General features: G+C 37.6%; 19 protein-coding genes and 2 pseudogenes. 7 read left to right on the top strand and 14 right to left on the bottom strand.

All coding sequences use genetic code 11. The features are described from left to right. Positions 1-31: 31 nt before the first annotated feature. The 4 genes from LQ188_RS00605 to LQ188_RS00590 form a co-directional block, all read right to left on the bottom strand. Entirely contained in the window at positions 32-1,171 is a 1,140-nt protein-coding gene (locus LQ188_RS00605) for an acyl-CoA dehydrogenase family protein (protein ID WP_098866267.1), read from the bottom strand. A gap of 314 nt (positions 1,172-1,485) precedes the next feature. After that, positions 1,486-2,826: an MFS transporter gene (locus LQ188_RS00600; protein WP_230175719.1), complete on the bottom strand. Its 1,341-nt coding sequence runs from the start codon at positions 2,824-2,826 to the stop codon at positions 1,486-1,488. Positions 2,827-3,046: 220 nt separating this feature from the next. Then, positions 3,047-4,507: an aldehyde dehydrogenase family protein gene (locus LQ188_RS00595; RefSeq protein WP_230175718.1), complete on the bottom strand. Its 1,461-nt coding sequence runs from the start codon at positions 4,505-4,507 to the stop codon at positions 3,047-3,049. 11 nt (positions 4,508-4,518) lie between these two features. Continuing rightward, positions 4,519-5,688, bottom strand: a complete 1,170-nt coding sequence (locus LQ188_RS00590; protein ID WP_230175717.1) for an iron-containing alcohol dehydrogenase — start codon at positions 5,686-5,688, stop codon at positions 4,519-4,521. Between the two features lie 631 nt (positions 5,689-6,319). Between LQ188_RS00590 and LQ188_RS00585 the strand changes: the two genes are divergently transcribed. The 3 genes from LQ188_RS00585 (at position 6,320) to LQ188_RS00575 (ending at position 8,899) form a co-directional block, all read left to right on the top strand. Then, a complete protein-coding gene (locus LQ188_RS00585) occupies positions 6,320-6,967 on the top strand; it encodes a GntR family transcriptional regulator (protein WP_230163210.1) in 648 nt (215 codons plus the stop codon). Between the two features lie 1,100 nt (positions 6,968-8,067). Next, the gene (locus LQ188_RS00580; RefSeq protein WP_230175716.1) at positions 8,068-8,358 is read left to right on the top strand and encodes a hypothetical protein; all 291 of its coding nucleotides are present in this window, start codon (positions 8,068-8,070) and stop codon (positions 8,356-8,358) included. A gap of 199 nt (positions 8,359-8,557) precedes the next feature. Next, positions 8,558-8,899 (top strand): hypothetical protein, encoded by a 342-nt coding sequence (locus tag LQ188_RS00575; RefSeq protein ID WP_230175715.1) that lies wholly within the window; start codon positions 8,558-8,560, stop codon positions 8,897-8,899. A gap of 194 nt (positions 8,900-9,093) precedes the next feature. On the opposite strand, the gene LQ188_RS26900 is transcribed toward LQ188_RS00575, so the two are convergent. From LQ188_RS26900 to LQ188_RS00565, 3 genes are all read right to left on the bottom strand, one after another. Continuing rightward, positions 9,094-9,273, bottom strand: coding sequence for a hypothetical protein (locus LQ188_RS26900; RefSeq protein ID WP_363320537.1), 180 nt, complete (start codon positions 9,271-9,273; stop codon positions 9,094-9,096). Between the two features lie 694 nt (positions 9,274-9,967). Then, positions 9,968-11,500 carry a flotillin family protein gene (locus tag LQ188_RS00570; RefSeq protein WP_230175714.1) on the bottom strand — a complete coding sequence of 511 codons (1,533 nt, stop codon included), beginning with the start codon at positions 11,498-11,500 and terminating at the stop codon, positions 9,968-9,970. 21 nt (positions 11,501-11,521) lie between these two features. Then, the gene (locus LQ188_RS00565; RefSeq protein WP_101225196.1) at positions 11,522-12,040 is read right to left on the bottom strand and encodes a hypothetical protein; all 519 of its coding nucleotides are present in this window, start codon (positions 12,038-12,040) and stop codon (positions 11,522-11,524) included. A 275-nt stretch (positions 12,041-12,315) separates the two neighbouring features. Here LQ188_RS00565 and LQ188_RS00560 point away from each other — a divergent pair, with 275 nt between their 5' ends. Next, positions 12,316-12,888: a biotin transporter BioY gene (locus LQ188_RS00560; RefSeq protein ID WP_230175713.1), complete on the top strand. Its 573-nt coding sequence runs from the start codon at positions 12,316-12,318 to the stop codon at positions 12,886-12,888. A 281-nt stretch (positions 12,889-13,169) separates the two neighbouring features. On the opposite strand, the gene LQ188_RS00555 is transcribed toward LQ188_RS00560, so the two are convergent. Both LQ188_RS00555 and LQ188_RS00550 read right to left on the bottom strand, forming a co-directional pair. Next, a complete protein-coding gene (locus tag LQ188_RS00555; protein WP_101225197.1) occupies positions 13,170-13,655 on the bottom strand; it encodes a YusW family protein in 486 nt (161 codons plus the stop codon). A 99-nt stretch (positions 13,656-13,754) separates the two neighbouring features. Beyond that, positions 13,755-14,399, bottom strand: coding sequence for a hemolysin III family protein (locus LQ188_RS00550; RefSeq protein ID WP_101225198.1), 645 nt, complete (start codon positions 14,397-14,399; stop codon positions 13,755-13,757). Positions 14,400-14,559: 160 nt separating this feature from the next. Between LQ188_RS00550 and LQ188_RS00545 the strand changes: the two genes are divergently transcribed. Continuing rightward, a complete protein-coding gene (locus tag LQ188_RS00545; protein ID WP_230175712.1) occupies positions 14,560-15,147 on the top strand; it encodes a metalloregulator ArsR/SmtB family transcription factor in 588 nt (195 codons plus the stop codon). 61 nt (positions 15,148-15,208) lie between these two features. Here the strand turns inward: LQ188_RS00545 and LQ188_RS00540 are convergent, their stop codons facing one another. The 4 genes from LQ188_RS00540 to LQ188_RS00525 all read right to left on the bottom strand — a co-directional run bounded on the left by LQ188_RS00540 (position 15,209) and on the right by LQ188_RS00525 (position 17,707). Beyond that, positions 15,209-15,808, bottom strand: coding sequence for a cell wall hydrolase (locus LQ188_RS00540; protein ID WP_101225200.1), 600 nt, complete (start codon positions 15,806-15,808; stop codon positions 15,209-15,211). A 105-nt stretch (positions 15,809-15,913) separates the two neighbouring features. Further along, on the bottom strand, positions 15,914-16,489 hold the full coding sequence (locus LQ188_RS00535; RefSeq protein ID WP_230175711.1) for a GNAT family protein: 576 nt from the start codon (positions 16,487-16,489) through the stop codon (positions 15,914-15,916). A gap of 39 nt (positions 16,490-16,528) precedes the next feature. Continuing rightward, on the bottom strand, positions 16,529-16,933 hold the full coding sequence (locus LQ188_RS00530) for a secondary thiamine-phosphate synthase enzyme YjbQ (protein WP_230175710.1): 405 nt from the start codon (positions 16,931-16,933) through the stop codon (positions 16,529-16,531). A gap of 537 nt (positions 16,934-17,470) precedes the next feature. Continuing rightward, positions 17,471-17,707, bottom strand: coding sequence for a hypothetical protein (locus LQ188_RS00525; protein ID WP_230175709.1), 237 nt, complete (start codon positions 17,705-17,707; stop codon positions 17,471-17,473). Between the two features lie 194 nt (positions 17,708-17,901). Between LQ188_RS00525 and LQ188_RS00520 the strand changes: the two are divergent. Together LQ188_RS00520 and LQ188_RS00515 are read left to right on the top strand one after the other, a co-directional pair. Continuing rightward, positions 17,902-18,039, top strand: a pseudogene (locus LQ188_RS00520) (IS1595 family transposase); the annotation flags it as partial. Between the two features lie 51 nt (positions 18,040-18,090). Next, positions 18,091-18,278, top strand: a pseudogene (locus LQ188_RS00515) (IS5/IS1182 family transposase); the annotation flags it as partial. A gap of 152 nt (positions 18,279-18,430) precedes the next feature. Here the strand turns inward: LQ188_RS00515 and LQ188_RS00510 are convergent. Then, entirely contained in the window at positions 18,431-20,323 is a 1,893-nt protein-coding gene (locus tag LQ188_RS00510) for a PTS fructose transporter subunit IIABC (protein WP_230175708.1), read from the bottom strand. Positions 20,324-20,325: the final 2 nt, after the last annotated feature.

The raw sequence follows: 20,325 nt of genomic DNA, 5'->3' as shown, positions 1-20,325 counted from the left end.
ATGACTTCAATATTTAAGTACTTTTACATTACTATTGTCGTTGGTTGAATTTTCTTTCAAGTACATCTGAAGCTAACATGGTCTTATGAACTTGTAACGTACCACCCGCAATTGAGGCAGAACGAACACATCGATAATACCATTCGAGCGGATATTGTTTAGAAAATCCATAGCCACCATGAAGTTGAATGCATGTATCAGTGATTTTTTGAGCAGCCTCAGCTACAAACAGTTTGGCAACACTAACTGCATTTTTATCAGGTTTATTGTCAGATGCCGCTTCACCTGCACGATAAAGTAAAGTACGAGCAGCTTCAAGCTGGACATACATATCGGATATCATCCATTGCAACCCTTGGAATTCACAAATTTCCTTACCAAATTGTTTACGTTGTTTTACATGTTCGATTGTGCGATCAAAAGCAGCTTGTGTAATCCCTATGGTTTGGGCTAAAAACCCTAAACGCACACCGTTGTAGACTCCCATTAACTTTTTGAAGGCGTTATCTGTTACAAGGACATTTTCTTTTGGTACCAGGGCATCTTCAAAATATAAAGCACATTGTATTTCACCGCTCATATTTTCTTCATTCGGTCCTACCGTAAAACCCGGAGTGCCACGTTCTACTAAGAGTGCGCCTATATCTGACGTACGTCCTGTATTTCCGAATCGAGCATAGACAACAAATACATCAGCAAGATGAGCATCACTAATAAAAACTTTTGAACCATTTAAACGAAAGTAATCTCCTTCTTTAATGGCTGTTGTAGTTAAATCAGTTGCAGCACTGCCTGCTTCTGGTTCACTCATTCCCAGTGCAACAAACAATTTTCCGGATGTTACCATTGGTAAATATTTTTTCTTTTGTTCCTCATTACCTAAATGATTAATATATGAAGCAATACCCATACTTGCATGATAAGCATGACGCCCGCTAGTTGGACACACCCTGCATAATTCTTCGATGATCAGTAATGCGTCAAATAAATCCAAACCCATTCCTCCATATTTTTCCGGAAGAGTTAAGCCTAAAAATCCGTGATCGGCTAATTTTTTTGCATTATCCCAAAACTTCTTGCCTTCTAGCCATTCAGTGGCAGGTTCTAATTTACGTTTGGCAAAATCTCTTGCAAGATCTCTCCAATTTTGTTGAGTTTCTGTTATTTGCATATATATTCCCCTTTCTTGTTAGTAAAAAATGTTAAAACCATCAAATTATCCACTTTATCTATAATAGATTATCGATAATTTGAATAAATGAAATATCATCTATCCATCTATCAAAAATATAGATAAGAATAAAATAGATAGATGTTTTTATAAGGAGGTCCCTTTCGTAAAGCAAGCGACTCACCTGATTACATTTTTAACTTGTTATCTAAAAAAAATAGTTACTACTCTTACAATCGCTAAGTTTACATAAACAAAGGGCTAAATAAAGGTCTATCTCTTTCTATTCATAATAAAAGGAACTCATGATCTAGTTATATCGCTTCTACTTTCTTAGTAAAGTCAATAAAAAGGGATGCTCCAGCTAAGACTAAACCAAAGATACTAAATAGAACCAGTCCCATAAAATATGAACCTGTAAACGATACAATAAAACCGATTACAATAGGAGTGATGACACCAGCCATGTTCCCTGCAAAATTCATACATCCTCCTATCGTACCAACATGTTCACGCTGGGCAATTGTGGCTGGAATACTCCAATACAAGCCAGCCCACCGTAGGAAGAATAATGCGATACACAGTAAAGTAACAGCCATGGTAGGAGATGTTGAGAGCGTTAATAATAATATGCAAGAGGCACTAATTAACCCTGATATGACTAAGAGAGTATGCATAACCGTATTAAATTTACCGCCTTTTTCCCTCCATTTGTCTGCAATCCATCCCCCAGTCAATTCACCTACAACACCCGCACCAAAAATAAGCAATATCGCACCTCCAATGGTTGTTATATCTAAGCCTTGTGTTTTTGCCAAGTAATTAGGTCCCCAAGTCATGAGACCGAAAAAAATCGTGTTTAACGAATAAAAGCCTAGGCACATGCACCAAAAGTTTCGATTTTTAAAGTAATGTTTGATCTTAGTGGTTTGAGTTTTCCCTTGGGAATCCGAGTTGTATTCCTCTAAATGTGCTTTTTTTAGATATTCTCGTTCAGCTTTGTTCACCCTTGGATTAGTTTCTGGTGTTCCCTTTATAACTTTCCAACTGATTAAGCCAATCACGATTGTAAGAAGACCAACTCCAATTAAGGCACCACGCCATCCTCCGAGCCATGCCATGAAGGCTATTGTTAATGGTCCACCAAGGGCCGTTCCTAAGGATGCACCGCTATCAAGTAAAGTAGCACCACGTCCTCTTTCTTTGGAAGTTAGCCATACGGATTGCATTTTGGATCCACTTGGAAACATAGGTGATTCCGCTATTCCCAGTAACACCCGTAAGAAGATAAGCATTTTACTGGTACTAACAAACCCAGTTAAAGTTTGCGCCAATCCCCATGCAAGTGCTGAACCCACTATTAATTTATCAGGTCTATAACGGTCCGCAATTAAGCCAACCGGAATTTGCATAAGTGCATATCCCCAGAAAAAGGAACTTAGTACAAGCCCTACAATGGCAGGGTCCAAAGCTAAGTCCTTTTGGAGTGCTGGCATGGCGACAGATAAAACAGCCCTATCAATATAATTGATTGTAGTGAGACCAAGTAGAGCAACAAACACTTGCCAACGTACATTGGTAGGTCTATCCAAATCATGTGACAATGGTTTACTGTTGGATAATTCCAGGTCTGAATCCTTACGTTGTAGTGACATTTTATCAATCCCCCACTAAGAGTAAATTTCGTGCCTTTTTTGAAAACGTAGGACCATTTATCTCGGTTAAAATTTTAGTTGTTACCTTTTCCAGCACTAGTCCGGATAATCATTTAAATACACTGCTTCAGGAGTAAAGAGAACCTTTTATTTCGAAATTAACCCTGCCTTTTATGTTCCTTAGTGCTTTGTTTGCTATGTTAATAACAAATATCTATCATTAATTAGCATCATAAATCACTTTCAAATCCGTAAAGAAATCTTTTGCTGTACTGCCAATAGAATAAGGTCCTATTGCTGAATGTTTTAAACCTCCAAATGGTACATGGGATTCACTGATAGTACCATTATTCAAATGAATCATACCTGCTTCTACCTGGTTAACAAATAGATCCTGATATGATTTATTTTGAGTAAAACAAGCTGCTGCAAGCCCATAATCACTGTCATTGCATATTTCTAGTGCTTCGTTGAAGCTATTTGCTGTCAATACGACAAGTACAGGTCCAAAAATTTCTTCTTTCGCTATTCTTGAATTAGGCTTAACATCAGCGAAAATGGTAGGTTCAAAGAAATATCCTTTTGTTCCCTGATCTGAGGCTTTTCCGCCGGCTATTAATGTGGCCCCTTCCCCCAAACCAATTTGAACATACTTTTGTGTAGTTTCTAATTGATCTTTAGATACTAAAGGTCCCAATGTAGTTTGTTTGTCTAAACCATCACCAATAACATATGCTTCAGTTTTTTCCTTTAAGGCTGCTACTACGCGATCTCTATCTTGCTTGTTAACGATTATTCGGCTAATAGAAGTACATCTTTGCCCTGTAGCAGCAAAAGCAGCGGGAACTATTTGATTAATGGCCTTTTCTATATCCGGGTACTCATAAATAATGGCTGCGTTTTTCCCACCCATTTCCAGTTGAACATGGATCAAACGTTTTGATGCTTGTTCATAGATGTTTGATCCCACCCCTGTTGAACCAGTAAATGTAACTCCTCGAACCTTTGGATGATTGACTAGTTGGTTTCCAACATTTCTTCCTGAACCAATTATTAAGTTTAATACACCCTCTGGCAGACCTGCCTGTTCAAATAATTCAGCTATCTTATATCCCATTCCTACCGTTACACTTGCTGGCTTAAAGACAACCGTATTCCCAGCAACTAATGCCGGCGCAATTTTTCGTAAAGGTGTTACCAATGGGAAATTCCATGGTGAAATAGCAGCGATTACCCCCTTAGGAACCCTAATCGTACGAATGTTTACATTCTCACGCTCACTAGGTAAAGTCTCTCCTATTAACCTTGATGCTTCCCCAGCTGTGAAACGAACCTCGCTAATAGTTTTATTTACTTCTCCTAAAGATTCACTAAATGGTTTACCTTGTTCTTTTGTCAATAAATCTGCTACCTCATCTTTTTGTGATTCTAAAATTTCGGCAAAGCGATAAAGGTATTTACCACGATTAATAGGAGACATTTTAGACCAGGATTTGAATGCTTCTTGAGCAGCATCAACAGCATTGTTTGCATCCTCTTCCGTAGAATTTGGAGCTATCCAAATAATTTCCTTAATATTCGCTGGATTTTCCCTTTTGTAAGTCTGGTTATTTGAAGATGGAACCCATTTGCCGCCAATATAGTTTTTTACCGTAATAGGAGAACTCTTAACAACTACCATTTTTACACCCCTTATTTAATAGAATTGATGATGGAAACTAAATCTTTAACAGAAACTTTTTTAGGATTTGCATTTGTCATGCCACTATCAAACGCTTCCTGTGCTACCACTTGAATTTCTTCCTCTGATAATTCAATGTTGATATCTTTCAGTGTCGTAGGAATCTCTAAATCTGAAATTAACTCTTCTACAGCTTTCACTGATTTTTCAGCAGCACTTCGAAGGCTTAAGTCATGAACATTTTCTCCGAGCAAAGCAGCGATATTTTTAAACTTTTCAAAGTCAGAACTTAAATTATATTTCATAACTACTGGTAACATTATAGAATTGGCTAAACCGTGGGCGATTTTGTATCGGCCACCCAGTGGATGGGATAAAGCATGAACAGCCGCAATCCTCCCCCAAATAAAGGCAATCCCTGCAATGGTGCTTGCCAGCATCATATTAGATGCAGCTTCTAAATTGGATCGATCTGCAACAAATGGCCTTAACCATTTACCAATCAGCTCAATGGCATGTAAGCCTAAAGCTTCTGTAATTGGCTGCGCCTGATTAGATGTATAAGATTCAATGGCATGGCTTAATGCATCCATTCCCGTAATCGCGGAAGATCCTTTTGGCAAAGTGGTAAGTAAGCGAGGGTCCAATATTGCCACTTTTGGATGTAAATGTTCACTAACAATCCCCATTTTGTATTTCCTTTTTTCATCCTTTAATACAGTTGCGTGGGTAACTTCGGATCCAGTGCCCGCCGTTGTAGGGATGGCAATAATATCTGGTCCACGGTTTGGAATTTGATTCTTCCCTTCAAACAGACTTAAATCACCTGGATTTGCTACAGCTACAGAAACCCCTTTCGCTGTATCAATCGAGCTTCCACCACCTAATCCAATAAGGGCGTCACAATTTTTCATTATGAAGAGCTCTTCCACTTTTTTTACCACCCTTAAAGTCGGATCAGGTTCTACTTCAGTAAATAATTCATAATTAACTTCCCCACTCTTAAGAACGGATTCTAAACGATCAAGAGTACCTGAATCAACAATTCCTTTATCCGTACAAACAAGTATTTTTTGATAGTTATATTTTTTAATAATGCTAGGTAATTCCTGAATACGGTCAACCCCAAAATGGATCTGTGTATGCAACCCAAATTCAAACGAGTCTGTTAATAAATTCATTAGTATCCCCCTAGTAACTAAATTTTTTAATGATCAATATTTTTCGACGGTTTGACTTGCTATATAGCCTATAAAGTAACCGTTTTCATAATTAATTTTAGTTCTTATCCTATTTAATCTGAGAAGTGAAATCACCGATATTTGTATTTTCTTTAATATTAAAATTTACATGTGTTTTGTGTTACATACCCGAATCGATTATTCTTTTTTAGTACTTTACCTTCACATCCTATTATTAGACAGACGATTATTCAAATTTCTCTTACACATATCCACTCCTTTAAGATATTTTCATTATTATAGATTATCGATAATCTATAATAAAGATAGCAATTTCCTTTTAAATTGTCAAAATAATTTAAAAATTATTTTGAATAAAAATTACCAAATGAAAAAGCTTCACTTCGATACAATCAATTTTTCCCTTTACTTCCTCTAATTACTATTACAAATAGTTTACTGTTAATTATCGATAATATATAATCGCTATAATACATTTAAATGCGAATGCCCAAATATTTTAGAATCATCTAATTATTGTTAAAATAGATTGAAATAGTTTAATAACTAAACTTCCTATAAATACTATAGATGATTAAAAATAATTAAAGAATAAAGGAGTGTTATTTCTATGGAAAAAAAAGTTACAAATTATTCGTTGCCTGATCAAGTATGTGATCTTTTAAAAGAATCAATTATTAAAGGAGAATTAAAACCTGGAGATCGAATTATAGAAATGGAAATAGCAAAATCATATAATGTTAGTCAAGCTCCAGTTCGAGAAGCTCTTTCACGTCTTAGAAAAGAAGGTTTCGTCATTCACCATCGTCATAAAGGAACTTTTGTATCCAACTTCTCTAAAAAGAACATTGATGAAATTTATAGCTTCCGTGAAGCAATAGAGCCCTTAGCTATAGCAAGAGCTATACAAAAAATAAAAGAAGTAGATTTAAAAGAACTTAGTGATTTATATCAAGAAATGCTTAAAGCAGGTAAAAATGGTGACCTTGAGAAAGTTAGAGAAATAGATGTAGCTTTTCATAGCTATATTTATAAACTAGCGGATCATGATTATATGTACCAGGTATGGGAAGATTTAAGTGCGGTATCGAATCGAATCTGGTATATAACAAGCAAAATTTATTTTGATAATTTAGATGAAATTGCAAAACTTCATAAGCCTATATTAGATGCTTTATATAAACGTGATGTAGAAGGATGTATTAAAGCATTTAATATTCATACACATTATGTGTGGGAAAAAATAACTAATGAGTAAAATGTTAGTCGGTTAAAGCGACATTGACACAATGATTTCTGGTGTTAAATTAAAGATGGAAATTAATGTATACCTCCAGTAATAGGTAAATATATGAATATGACTTCGGATAAAAACTAGTCAACAGTGTGTTTCGATATCATCGTTGCACACATTGACCTAGTTTTTTCTATATAATCATTACACTTTTTCTGGGGTGCACTATTAACTATTACCCGCCATTAGAGAAAAAAACTAGTTATTTACTGACTAAATATTTACGATAACACGACCACGTATTTTACTTTTTAAAGTATCGCTAATATGATAGGTTACTCTTCTAAAGTAACTTTTCTCTGTAAAAAACCAAGACATTTGCAGTCTCAAGTCAGTAGCTAAGCTACCAACTAAATCAAAAGACCTCCACCGTGAACGCTGCTAGAAAGATTTCTTTTTAATTCTTACTTTCAGGAGTTTCTTTATCTTCACTCATTTGAACACCCCCTGTATATTAAACAATTATTCCTATTAGATTTTACCAAAAAAACCATATTTCTTGTGGAGTTATCCTGCCCCTTTAGTTCCATAAGATAGTTTTTTCAGTTCTTTCTTTGTTCATCTTTAATGTTAGAAAAGAAGTCTTATTAGAATACTCACTTTAAATGATAGCAGTTAGCTTATATCCCTTTGAGTCGGTTACTAAGTAAAAAAATCGAGAAATTTATTCAATAATCCATAATTCTGAGTATAGTTAAAGCAGTAATCAATGAATCGTAATCATAAATTCTATTGCGTGTCTTACGCTTACAAAAATTCATCGCGAACTTAACATTCCCGTTTTCAAGAGCATTTCTTTGGGGCATTGTTAGCGGTTTTTGGAACATTAAACTTCTCACTTTGTCATTAAAATTATGCTCTCTTTCTTTTATAGATTAGAGGTGTTGAAAAAAGTGGAGATAAAAAAATTAGTTGTTAAACAAATTAAGAAAGGCAAATTTTAAACGGTTAAATTTGAATTAAACCGAGATAATAACATCACTAAAAATTGGGCTACAATAGCAAGTGAAGGTAATAAATATATCTTTAATAGTGTGATTTACAAGATTGATCCGGAGAAAGCTGTGTTTTCTAATAAAACGGTAAAATCACTTGACCCAGAGTTCTATTACAATGCGTCTTTGACAGAAGAGGTATTTAATTTAATATTAAAATCTCAAGATTTTACACAGTACCGAGAAATATACAATATAAAATTCGATTTAAAGAAAGTATATGACAGTATGCAAATAACAGAGCGAGAGAAGAACCTTAAAAATCTTATTAAAGTTGCATTAGAAAGAGATGAATACATTGGTGCGATTTGCAATGCTGGGGAATATTATATCCCATTGTTTGAAATGGATCCTGGTTAGCATATTGAATCCTTTCTACCTAATGGTGATGAGTATAATGATTATTTAAAATACATTGGTTTTGATAAAGAGACTGAAACCATAAAACATTTAAACTTGGCCATAGAGCGTTTAAATAAAGTTTCAAACAACGTTTACGCGGTAAAAATTGAAAGTTTTCTTGAAACTAAAGTTACCAATACAGGAGTAGAAGAAGAGTTTGGTTCTTTGTTCGGCTGGGGAATTACCTGAAGACACAATCTTTTATGATGAAATTTTCTATACGGAAACGATAACTAGACTTGCAACAGAAATGTTGGAGAATAATGAAGAAGAAATTATTGAAGCTGCTTTACTGGGGAATCCAGATGTATTGAATGAAAATATAAGTGAATATTACATTGGTGTCATTTATGATGATGAATCTTATTTTGTAGATAAAATGTATGATTTTGCGCTCAACAAAGCATCCTATCTAGCAAAATTAAAACTAGATTTCTCCTCATATCTAGATCTTAACACGCTAGCTAAGAAGGTTCGACCTAAAAAACCACGGCTTTAAATACGCAGCTACATTTAGGATTAGCTGCTAGAAGAGCCGATGTTCATCTGCGCATAAATTACCTAACAACAGTAAAAAAAGCATTGCTAACAGCAACGCTGTTTTTACTACTTGATATTAAAGCCAACACCAACAACAAAGATTGATAATTCTAGACTCCCCTCTACTTCAAGTTATTGAAATTCCATATCTTCTTAGCTATGCCCGCAAGATACACGCTCCTTATATTTATTTCTTCGAAGGTCCATTTGTCTTCTTGGCAAATTTCTTTGGTTAACATTATGATGGATTGCTCTTATTTTTTTTCTTTTCAAGAAAAGATAATTAGATGCAGTAATGTTTAATTCGCTTCCAAGCAGCGTAAGGTTCCCAATTCGATTCGAACATTGAATATTCAGAAGCTCTTGTTCCTATTTCTTTTTTTCAATAATTACTAATGACTTTATTTCTTTTCCTTAGTAATTCCCTTGGCATAATATGTATGTTCGATGTGAACATCACTCCGACCACTTATCTTTTTTTCTCTGGTGTTGTTTGTTAGTGCATTTTCTATCATTTCTAGGATATATTTCGTTTGTGCTGACCTTGTAAAATCCCGGTTCTGGAAGTTTAAATAAAATTCAGTATCAGATGGGGTCCTCCTAAGATAATCAACTATATAAGAAACTGGCATTTCTTTATTGAACGATTTTAAAGCCAAATGATTGTAAATTTTATCTATGTCTCGTGTTTTTTCAAATGATAAAGACTTTGATTGCAACAAATAAGGTGACATTGTCGAAAAATAAGTAAAAAGCTTTTTTCTATTAAAATTTATAACTCAATGCAATTAAGTTCAGATGATCAAACAGATAAAGTTTTAAGTGCATCCAAATATCGGTTTCAAACATTTAATAATAGCGAAAACTAAAAACGAATTTAGGCTTTATTAAAAAGCAAAAAATAAACAACCAATCATCCTTGGTTGTTTATTCTCTATAAGTAAGTCCAATAACCTATCTGTATTGGTAATACATAAGCTTTAATTTCGTGTTGAACAGTATGATTTACCATGTATTTTCTTAATCGTTATTCTTCCTTGCCTGCTGCCATATTCATGTTCGCTTCGACATTCTCCTGGCTGATGGTGGTAAATGGTAAATTTCGTTTTCCTGAGAAATTCTCAAGCAAGTCTTTGACATCAATTCCCGAAGATGCCTTTAATGACTCCTGCAAGGATGCCATTAAATCCGTTGCATATCCAGTCACTTTATTAGCCCCGCCATTCGCACCGCTTCCACCTGTATCCACTACAGTGATCTTGTCGATATTACTAAGCGGGCTTGCCACTTGTTTTGCATATTCCGGCAGCATTTTCAAAATCATGTCCATTACGGCCGCTTGCCCGAACTGTTCAAAAGCTTCAGCGATTTTCTGCTTGGCTTCTGCCTCTGCTACCCCTTTTAACCTGATGATTTCCGCTTCAGACGTACCCTGTGCCCTTTGTGCGTCCGCTTTAGCAAGACCGTCCATACGAACACGTTCCGCTTCCGCTTTCGCCATGGCTTCAATTTTATACTTATCGGCATCCGCTTCTGTAATCTGTTTCATCTTGTTGGCTGAGGCTGCCTGCTCTACCGCATAACGGTCGGCATCGGCCTTTTTCTTCACTTCTGAATCATATTGCTTTTCACGGCGTAGGATTTCTTTTTCCTCCAGCTCAATTTGCTTCTGACGTTCAATGATCCTGATTTGCATTTCCTGTTCTGTTACATCCTGTTTAGATCTGGCCGTTTCAAGATCGTAAGCTTGGTCAGCCCGTGCTTTGGCAATATCCTGCTCACGCCGGAATTCCGCAACCTTTAGCTTGTTGATTTTTTCGGCTTCTGCTATTTCGGTTGCCCTTTCAAGTTCGGCACGCTGGGCTTCCTTCGAAGCTTCGGCTCGCTTGATTCGCGTTTCTTTCTCTGCCTCGGCGGTCGCTATATCGGCATCCCTCTTCACCTGGGCAATCCTTGGCTTTCCGAGCGATTCAAGATATCCATTTTTATCCCGAACATCTTTAATCGTGAACGATACGATGATGAGTCCCATTTTAGCTAGATCCTGCGAGGCTACCCTCTGTACTTCCTGGGAAAACTTTTCACGGTTTTTATAAATTTCCTCGACTGTCATCGAACCAAGGATGGAACGAAGATGTCCCTCCAAGACTTCCCGCGCTTCCTGTTCACGGTCATCTTTTGATTTACCAAGAAATTGCTCTGCCGCTGTGGCGATATCGGTGATTGAACTGCCAATCTTGATTATCGATACACCATCTGCCATGACAGGAACTCCCTGTTCCGTATATACTTCAGGAGTTGAGACCTCAAGCTTGCTTGATAACAAGCTTAGTGGTTCCGCTTGCTGGAACACCGGGAGAACGAATGCACCACCGCCGCGGACGATTTTAATTTTATTTCCTGATTCGTCGATGTGAACATTTTTGCTTCCTAAATAGCTTCCGGTCACGATCAATGCTTCATCAGGACCAGCAGTACGGTATTTCGTAATAAAGACAGCAATAAGTGCGATAAGTAAAAATGCAACAATGGCGACAACAATCCAAATCAAATCAAACATAACTTACCTCCTACCCTTTTTTTAATCCTGGTGGGGCATAACATAGACAACCCCATTTTTAACTTCGATGATCAAGACCTTTGAATCCGAAACAATACCTTCATTCTTATAACTTGCCGCAGTTTTCGCGATGCTTCCGCTGATGCTTTCAATCAGGACTTCCCCAAACCCGTCAACCGGGATTGATGTCAGAACCCTGCCGACCCTCCCTCTCAGGTCATTATCATGAAATGTCAAACTTTCTTCCGCTGATGAGATGGGAATCAAAACAAATACATTCAGTAAAGTGACGATAATTAATGAAATGATCAGGGAAATGCCGGCACTCAATCCAGCATTAAGTCCTGAAAGCGATTCAAACAAAAACCCACTCGCAAAAAACACGGTGAAAAAGCTAAAAATGAGAGTTGGATTAAATATATCCGGTAATTCAAGGCCGGAAAATATATCATTAAACAAAATAAATAAGAATGTTAGCCCCCCGAATATAATTAATCCATATAAATAGACTGTTTCTAACGGAACCCCAAATAACTCCATCTTTTTCATCCTTTAGTTTCGATTTTTCCATGCCGCTTACTACTTTAAGGACCTGGGATAAGCGTTTTACCAACAATGATAATATCTGGTTATAATCCCCTCCAATTACTTTGCTTACCATTCATACGAATGACGCCTTCAAAAAGTTTCATTTATTTTAAAAGACCATTATTGAAATAAAATTCATAATACCATTGACAGTGTTTACTTAACATATTAAAATTCTTTATATGTTAACTCGTTACACAACTAGGTTTACATTAGGGGGAAGCACGATGAAGGAACGTCATGAGAAGTTAAGAATGATGATGGTTACAGCTTTATTTGCAGCACTTATAGGAATACTTGCCCAAATTACAATTCCACTGCCCATAGTACCGATTACAGGACAGACTTTAGCTGTTGGATTGGCAGCTACGATACTCGGTTCACGTTATGGAACCTCTTCCGTTTTATTATATTTGTTCATTGGAGCAGCGGGTGTTCCTGTATTCGCTGAAATGTCAGGAGGGCTTGCTAAAATATTCGGTCCTACTGGCGGTTATTTATTATCCTATATCCCGACAGTGTATATAACGGGTTTGATATTGGAAAAAACGCGTTTCTCAGTTGCGATGGCTTTCCTTGCAAATACAATCGGGATGATAGTTACTTTGGTCATCGGTACGGTTTGGTTAAAATATATGAGTTCATTATCTTGGCCAGTGGCATTTGCCAGCGGTTTTGCTCCATTTATTATCGTAGGCGTTTTAAAGGCATTCCTTGCATCTTGGCTTGGCATTACAATCCGCTCAAGGTTAGCGTCGGCTAATATGCTGCCAAAAAAAAATGCACCACTTTCCCAATGATGGGTAAATGAAAGAGAGGGTACCGCTAGTGGTACCCTCTCTTTCATTTATATTCAAATTCCGGAACTCTGCATAAAAAAAAGACTCTTTAAAAGAATCTTTTTTACAAGTATTTATTGCGGTCCTATCCCCATAAGTCCGAATATGAATAGCAAATGTATATTATCCCCTTTGCTAACCGTAATCATTTTACTATAGTAACAGTAATTTGACAACTATTGAGGACAAAATGAACATGCTACCATTTTATTACATAAGGAAGAATATAGTAACGGATTTGGTTACTTATTATTCACTTTATATTCTTTTTTCGTACCATCTTCGAAAACGACCTCTAGATCGAATTCTTGATAGTCATCTTTCAAATTAAAAGCTTTTGTCACTTCTTGAATGACTTCCTCATCTGATGAATCTTTGGTGAATGTCAATTTTTCTAAAATCGGGGTCAATTCTTTCATTGCTTCATCACCGTGAACTTCATGTTTGTTAAGTTTGTCCTCGATTGAAGCTTCTGTTTGGGCTCCCATGGTATCATATTCAGCTTCGTATTCGTTATCATTGCCTGTATAATCCACTTCTAATTGAAAATCCTTATAAGTGAAAGGCAGTTTTTCATTATTATCCGTTCCTGTTTCAGGGTTATTTTCCGCTTGATTTTCATTTTCCTGAACTGGCGGGTTTTTCACTTCATCGTTTTCTTCGCCGCATCCAGCCAAAACAAGCATAGCCGCAAACGGGACCGATAATATTTTGATTGATCTTCTCATTAGTTTTTTCCTCCTTTAGTTTGTATACGTTATTTATTTCCTAATAGGGGGCATTTAAAACCTCAAGAATCTCTCAGATACATCATATCAACGAAGTTATCATAGTGGAAGGATATAAAACAATACCGCAAAAAAGTGTGTGACAGACCCCCCAAGCACGAATACATGCCAAACCGCATGATGAAACGGAAAACCGCGCCAAACATAAAAGATGGCTCCAAACGTATAAAGCAATCCCCCTGCAATCAATAACTGGATACCAGCTGAAGGCATCGTTGCTGTAAGTGGTCCCCAAACGATAACGATCATCCACCCCATTGCAATATAGAGAATCGTCGAAAGGAAGAGGAATCTTTTCACATAGAAAGCTTTGAAGACGACGCCAATGATTGCAACTCCCCAAATTATACCTAGCAGTGTCCAGCCGAGTGACCCTTGGATCACAAGAAGCATGATGGGCGTGTATGTCCCGGCAATGAATATATATATGGCTGAATGATCAAAGATTTCAAATATATCCTTCGTTTTGCCCTCTGGAAAACTATGCACTAAAGTGGAAGAAACATATAAAAGAAGCATGGAAACACCATAAATGACTGAAATGACTACATGCCAAGGCGATCCTGTTTGGGCTGAGAATATGATCAAAAACACAAGTGCGGCAATACTTAACAAAACGCCGATACCGTGGGTTATCGCATTGACCACTTCTTCTTTTTTTGTATAAACATGTGTATTAGCCATGTTACAGCTCCTTAATTCCGGCTTAATTTTTTTGTATTCACCTAAAGTATACACCAGTTCTTCCAAGCAATATAGAAAAGTGAATATTAACTTGATTAATACCCACTAATTAGATTATCATCTAATTAGATGATAATCTAATTAGAAAAGGGAGATAAAAGTGCAATTAGAAAAATTGGTCGCTTTCCACAAAACGATTGGTGATGTAACCAGGATTAGGATTATATCCATCCTTGCAAATGGCCCGAAACACGGACAGGCACTTGCGGGAATATTGAAATTGACGGCCCCGACCATATCACACCATTTAACGAAATTGAAGGACATTAATTTAGTGAAGGATCACAGGGAAAAAAATACGGTATATTATTTTTTGAATGAAGATGTACTGAAGCATTATTCGTCAGCATTACCTAAAATGGTTTCAAATAAGGGGGACTCTAATAATATGGATAATCAAAAGCTGAATTTAGAACACAAAAAGATCCTTGAAAACTTCTATACGCCAGATGGCCGACTAAAAACAATACCGGCACAAAGGAAAAAGAAAATGATTATCCTTCATCATATTGGCAGCCTTCTGGAAAAGGGACGTAAGTATCCAGAAAAAGAACTGAATGAATTCATACAGTCATTCCATGATGATTATGCAACGATAAGGCGTGAACTCATTATCGGAAGCATCATGTACCGTGAAAACAGCATTTATGAGCTGAATCCCCGCGAGATGTGGGCTGACATCGTTTAACGGAAGGATTCTAAATTAAAAACCGGCCTCCCATTTGGAAAGCCGGTTCTTGAGATGCAGTTTATATGGCAAAATGGTGACCGCCGATTATTTTGATTACATCTAATTGTTTCATCCATTCGCTGTCCGAAATGCTAGGATTCCAAAAATACAATGCATCATTTGTATAGCCATGAATCGCCAATGCTTCATTGACAGCTTTCTTGGCGTCATCTCCTGCTGGTTTATTTATACTGCCATCACCAACAGGCGAGAATTGGTTTTTTTGATAGATGACTTCCCGTACCGTATCAGGAAATTCATCGCTATCAAGGCGATTCAAAACAACTCCTGCCACCTCGACCTTACCTCTGTATGGCTCCCCTTTAGCTTCTGCATGCACAAGCCTTGCTAATAATTCTTTATCTTTTTCATTCATTACATGTGGAATAATCAATGTTTTACCGGGCTCGGCAACATTATTTACATTATTATTGACTTCTTTCAACTTACCGATTGGAACACCGTGCTGCTTCGCAATATCCCATATCGATTCACCTTGTTTAATGACATGTTTGGTTGATCCATCCGAAGCTTTACTGGTCGTTCCCTTAGGAAAAGCTATCCCAAGTATGATGACACTTAGAGTCATTATCACAGTTATTATAACTGATAATTTCATCCTGTAACCTCCTCGTTAAGCATCTTCCTAGGATAACAGACCATATGGGAGAAAACAGTGCTAAATTTTTTCCAAGGAAATGAAGGAAAAATTTTCACGGGTCTATTAACTTCGAAATTTTAATGATTTCCATTCTTCCCTTAGCATTCCCATTCTGATTGAATCGTAATAATAACCATCATGATAACGGCATTTTCTCATCCTTCCCTCTACTTGCATGCCCACCTTTTCTCCAACTGCGATCATACGTTCATTACCTGACCAGGTCGTCAGACCAACCCGCTCAATCTCCATTTTTTCGAATAAATAACCTATGTATAACATTAACGCTTCTGTTCCGTAACCGCCGTTCCAATACTCGGGCTCAAAAATCGTAATTCCGATTTCAAGCCAGCGTGAAGGTTCATGTTCCCAGTAATATACAACAGAGCCTATTATTTGATCGTTTTTTTCCATTAATAACTCGGAGTAAGCCCCCATTTTCTCATCATAGGTTTTATGCTTCAGTTCTTTTTCGATATACGTTTGGAAATCAATGAGTTCTAGAGGATAATAAGGTGCATCCCACTTTTTCCATTCTGGATCGGCTTCTCCATATTTCAGGCTCCATAAACGTTTTAAATCGGCTTGTTTAACATTCCTCAATATTACTTTGCTTCCTTCAATCCAAACATCGTCCAATCCGCTTCCTCCCACTTCATCCTTGACATACCTTCCATTTTACCGGTCGACACATAATTTTATAAAATATTGCCTTTCTCTGGGACCATCGAATTCACAAAAATATACACCCTGCCATGTACCAAGGATTAAGCTCCCTTTATGGATAATCACCTGCTGTGAAGAACCAACCGTACTTGATTTCAAATGGGCAGCCGTGTTTCCTTCCATATGTAAATCCAATGTATGATTCCATGGGTATTGCTCATCAAATCTTCTTAGCATATCCTTTTTGACATCGGGATCAGCATTTTCATTAATCGTGATTCCTGCTGTCGTATGTGGACAATATATAAGAGCTATCCCCTCTTGAACCCCATTTTCATTAATGAAGGCCTGTACTTCTGTCGTTACATCAATCATATCATCCCTTTTCGTCGTTTTTAAGGTATTTTTCTTCAGCATGTACGTTCACTCCCTTTTGTCAATTTAATACTCCTTTACCCATAAACATAACATTCATGCTTTAAAAAACCAGTCGATATTAAGATTAGCAAACCTTATAATAATTATTTTGTTTTAATATTGGATCTATAAGGAATGAGGGAGGTGAGAATGGTTTGAATCCGGATCGACCAATTGAGGACTGTGCGAAAAATCTCATCCGGCTCTTGTAGTTGAAAATAAGATAGGCTATAGGCTTCTAGCCACATTTAATAATTAATCATATATCTTTTAAAGTGACGCAAGGTTTCCTGAAGCGAACCGCATTTTTGTATCACCCTTTCGGCAACAGGATTGAAGTTTTGGATTGGATATAAGAAAAGCGGACCCGATGTAATTGGATTCGCTTTCAGACTGAAGACAAACTCAACGAAAATCGAGTTTGTCTTCAGTTTTTTTGTTTTAGGCTATGTTAATTTTCATTGTTAATTTACGATTGAAATAACAGCTAATCGAATAAAATGAATTTATCCTCTTGTGTAAGTTGCCGATATAGCATTAGTTCTCACCCAATTCTAACTCCTTTATGCTCATGCCTTCCGTGGTTAATCGGAATAGACCGAACATTACTGGATTAGCTTGCACCCACCCTTCACGGACTAACTCTTTAAGAGTCTGATTTATACAGGATAGAGTTCCCCATTCTTTCGGAAGACGGCCAGAAATTTGAATCGGTGTCTGCAAATCAGTGGTTAATGATAGCAACAAGTTTCGTTGTTTTTGGGTCAAGTCCATACTTACTACCTCCCAGTTTTTAGGTCGCCATTATTAATGGTACGTTCTTAATGACTGAAAAGTTTCGTTAATCGGTAATAAACAGCTATCTACAATGATTTTTCTTATAGATAAATTATCACTTCAATATTGTGTAACCCCAATTAGCCAAAGCTCGACCGGCACTAAATTGACATCGGACAATACGCTTGCTAGATGCTTGAATGGCTTTTTCTTCGTATGTAAAAAGCAAAGGATTGGATCCTTGCCGTTTTAAATCAGATGGAACAGAACGTGTTAAAGGACTCTACCACATCCAGAATCCGAAAAATTATCACAGCCATATAAAAGGTTGGTTTTATTTTTTAGGTATAGTGAAACATCTATCCTAAGGAAGCACGTGCCATCAAGGACACATTCAAGAAGAAATAAATCAAGATCGTAAAAACAGTGTAAAGAAGTCCTTTCCACCAGATAAGATTATCAAGAAAGAAGACAGGGAGATTAAAGAAAGTTCAACTGATCCTGAGAGTAGCTACTATGTGCAAGAGAACAAAACAGTTTGCCTATTCGTTTTCATGCGGCAGTAGAAAATACGCATGATAGTCACTTAGATCCTCTATTAATAACTGCTTCCATCCAATAAAATTAAAAAAGGTTCCGGAATGATACCATTCCGAAACCTTTTTGTCTACAAACTGAATGCGGATCCAATGTACTTGGACCCTCTTTCTTTCAGTTTTTTTATATCCGTTTCTTTTTCCAGAATCCCAATATTAAAGCGGTAATAAGGGCTCCTATTAATATAGCCAGCAAATAGCGGAAAGGATGGTTGACTAGAGGGATGACAAATATTCCCCCATGAGGCGCTGGCAAAGTTACACCAAAAGCCATTGACAGGGCCCCTGCCGTCGCTGCCCCAACAACACTGCTGACGATAACGCGCAATGGATCCGCCGCCGCAAAAGGAATGGCACCCTCTGTGATGAATGAAGCACCCATGAAGTAATTAGTGAACCCGGACTTCTTTTCCATTTCACTGAATTTACTTTTAAAGAATGTAGTTGCAAATGCGATTCCCAGGGGAGGAACCATTCCGCCAGCCATTACTGCAGCATGCGGTCCGAAACTTGATGCCTCAATGGCTGCAATCCCAAAGGTGAATGCTGCTTTATTTAAAGGTCCGCCCATATCCACAGCCATCATTCCCCCAAGAATCAGGCCCAGGAATATTGCGTTCGTTCCGGATAATCCCTGAAGCCAATTGGTCAGGCCCGTGTTAATTGCTGTTACTGGTTCATTTATAAGAAATATCATGATAAACCCTGTAATTAACATTCCGAAAACAGGATAGAGTAAAACCGGTTTAATGCCATCGAGTGTTTGCGGTAACTTGGAAAACAATTTTCTTAAAAGTAAGACGACATAACCTGCAAGGAAACCGGCGATCAGTCCGCCAAGAAAACCGGCATTGGCCTGTGCTGCCAATAATCCCCCTACCATACCAGGAGCAAAACCTGGACGGTCGGCAATACTTGAAGCAATGAATCCAGCCAGGACAGGGATAAGCAAGAAGAAAGCACCATTTCCACCGCCAATATCACTTAATGCTTTGGCAATCGGATTATACTCCGGATTTGCCGGATCGGCTGCCTCTATCCCGAAAAAGAAAGAAAGCGCAATCAGGATTCCGCCCCCGACGACAAATGGAAGCATATTACTTACGCCATTCATTAAGTGCTTGTAGATCCCCAATCCTCCTTTAGCTGAATCACCTTCATCAGTTTTATCATTTCCAGTTCCTTTGTAAACAGGTGCATCCTGATTCACGGCTCTGGTTAACAGCTCCTCGGTCTTCCGGATTCCATGGGCAACAGGCACAATAATGACATGTTTTCCATTAAAACGATCCATTTCCACCTGCTTATCCGCTGCGACGATAATTGCATCCGCCTCATCAATCTCGGCGGCGGTTAAACCATTTTTGATTCCTGTGGAACCATTTGTTTCCACTTTGAAATCGATTCCCATTTCCTTCGCTTTGGCCTTTAACGCATCAGCAGCCATATAAGTATGGGCAATTCCTGTTGGACATGCTGTAACGGCAAGGATTTTACCTCCTTTATCGTTACCACTGGCATCATTACTTGATTGCTCCTCTTCCCTTTCTTCTTCATAAGCCTCCATTTCTTTTTGATTGATTATCTCCAACACTTCCTCACCGGAAGAAGCAGAAATCAAGCGGGCTCTGAATTTATCATCCATCAGTAACGAAGAAAGCCGGGAAAGGGTCTCCAAGTGATCTGCATTCGCTCCTTCACTTGCTGCAATCATAAAGAACAAATGAGCTGGCTGCCCATCAAGCGATTCATAATCCACACCACTGACCGATTTGCCGAAACAGATGGCTGGTACCCTTACAGCAGTTGTTTTTGCGTGCGGTATGGCTATCCCCTCACCAATCCCTGTTGTGCTTTGCTCTTCACGTTTTAAGATGGCAGCTTTGAAACCCTCCACATCGTTTAACCTTTCTGCCTCGGCCAACTTTCCTGATAGTTCATCAATGACTGCTTGCTTTGTAACACTTTGCAAATCTATTATGATTGTATCCAATTTTAACAAGTCTGTAATTTTCATAG

Source organism: Peribacillus sp. Bi134 (assembly GCF_918698065.1).
Classification (GTDB): Bacteria; Bacillota; Bacilli; order Bacillales; family DSM-1321; genus Peribacillus.
Note: the sequence above shows the minus strand (reverse complement) of the source record. Positions and strands in the feature narration are given on the sequence as shown.

Coding starts and splice junctions, on each gene's coding strand:
- LQ188_RS00605 (WP_098866267.1), bottom strand. CDS start 1,171: ATGCAAATAACAGAAACTCAACAAAATTGGAGAGATCTTGCAAGAGAT.
- LQ188_RS00600 (WP_230175719.1), bottom strand. CDS start 2,826: ATGTCACTACAACGTAAGGATTCAGACCTGGAATTATCCAACAGTAAA.
- LQ188_RS00595 (WP_230175718.1), bottom strand. CDS start 4,507: ATGGTAGTTGTTAAGAGTTCTCCTATTACGGTAAAAAACTATATTGGC.
- LQ188_RS00590 (WP_230175717.1), bottom strand. CDS start 5,688: ATGAATTTATTAACAGACTCGTTTGAATTTGGGTTGCATACACAGATC.
- LQ188_RS00585 (WP_230163210.1), top strand. CDS start 6,320: ATGGAAAAAAAAGTTACAAATTATTCGTTGCCTGATCAAGTATGTGAT.
- LQ188_RS00570 (WP_230175714.1), bottom strand. CDS start 11,500: ATGTTTGATTTGATTTGGATTGTTGTCGCCATTGTTGCATTTTTACTT.
- LQ188_RS00565 (WP_101225196.1), bottom strand. CDS start 12,040: ATGGAGTTATTTGGGGTTCCGTTAGAAACAGTCTATTTATATGGATTA.
- LQ188_RS00560 (WP_230175713.1), top strand. CDS start 12,316: ATGAAGGAACGTCATGAGAAGTTAAGAATGATGATGGTTACAGCTTTA.
- LQ188_RS00555 (WP_101225197.1), bottom strand. CDS start 13,655: ATGAGAAGATCAATCAAAATATTATCGGTCCCGTTTGCGGCTATGCTT.
- LQ188_RS00550 (WP_101225198.1), bottom strand. CDS start 14,399: ATGGCTAATACACATGTTTATACAAAAAAAGAAGAAGTGGTCAATGCG.
- LQ188_RS00540 (WP_101225200.1), bottom strand. CDS start 15,808: ATGAAATTATCAGTTATAATAACTGTGATAATGACTCTAAGTGTCATC.
- LQ188_RS00530 (WP_230175710.1), bottom strand. CDS start 16,933: ATGCTGAAGAAAAATACCTTAAAAACGACGAAAAGGGATGATATGATT.
- LQ188_RS00525 (WP_230175709.1), bottom strand. CDS start 17,707: ATGGACTTGACCCAAAAACAACGAAACTTGTTGCTATCATTAACCACT.
- LQ188_RS00510 (WP_230175708.1), bottom strand. CDS start 20,323: ATGAAAATTACAGACTTGTTAAAATTGGATACAATCATAATAGATTTG.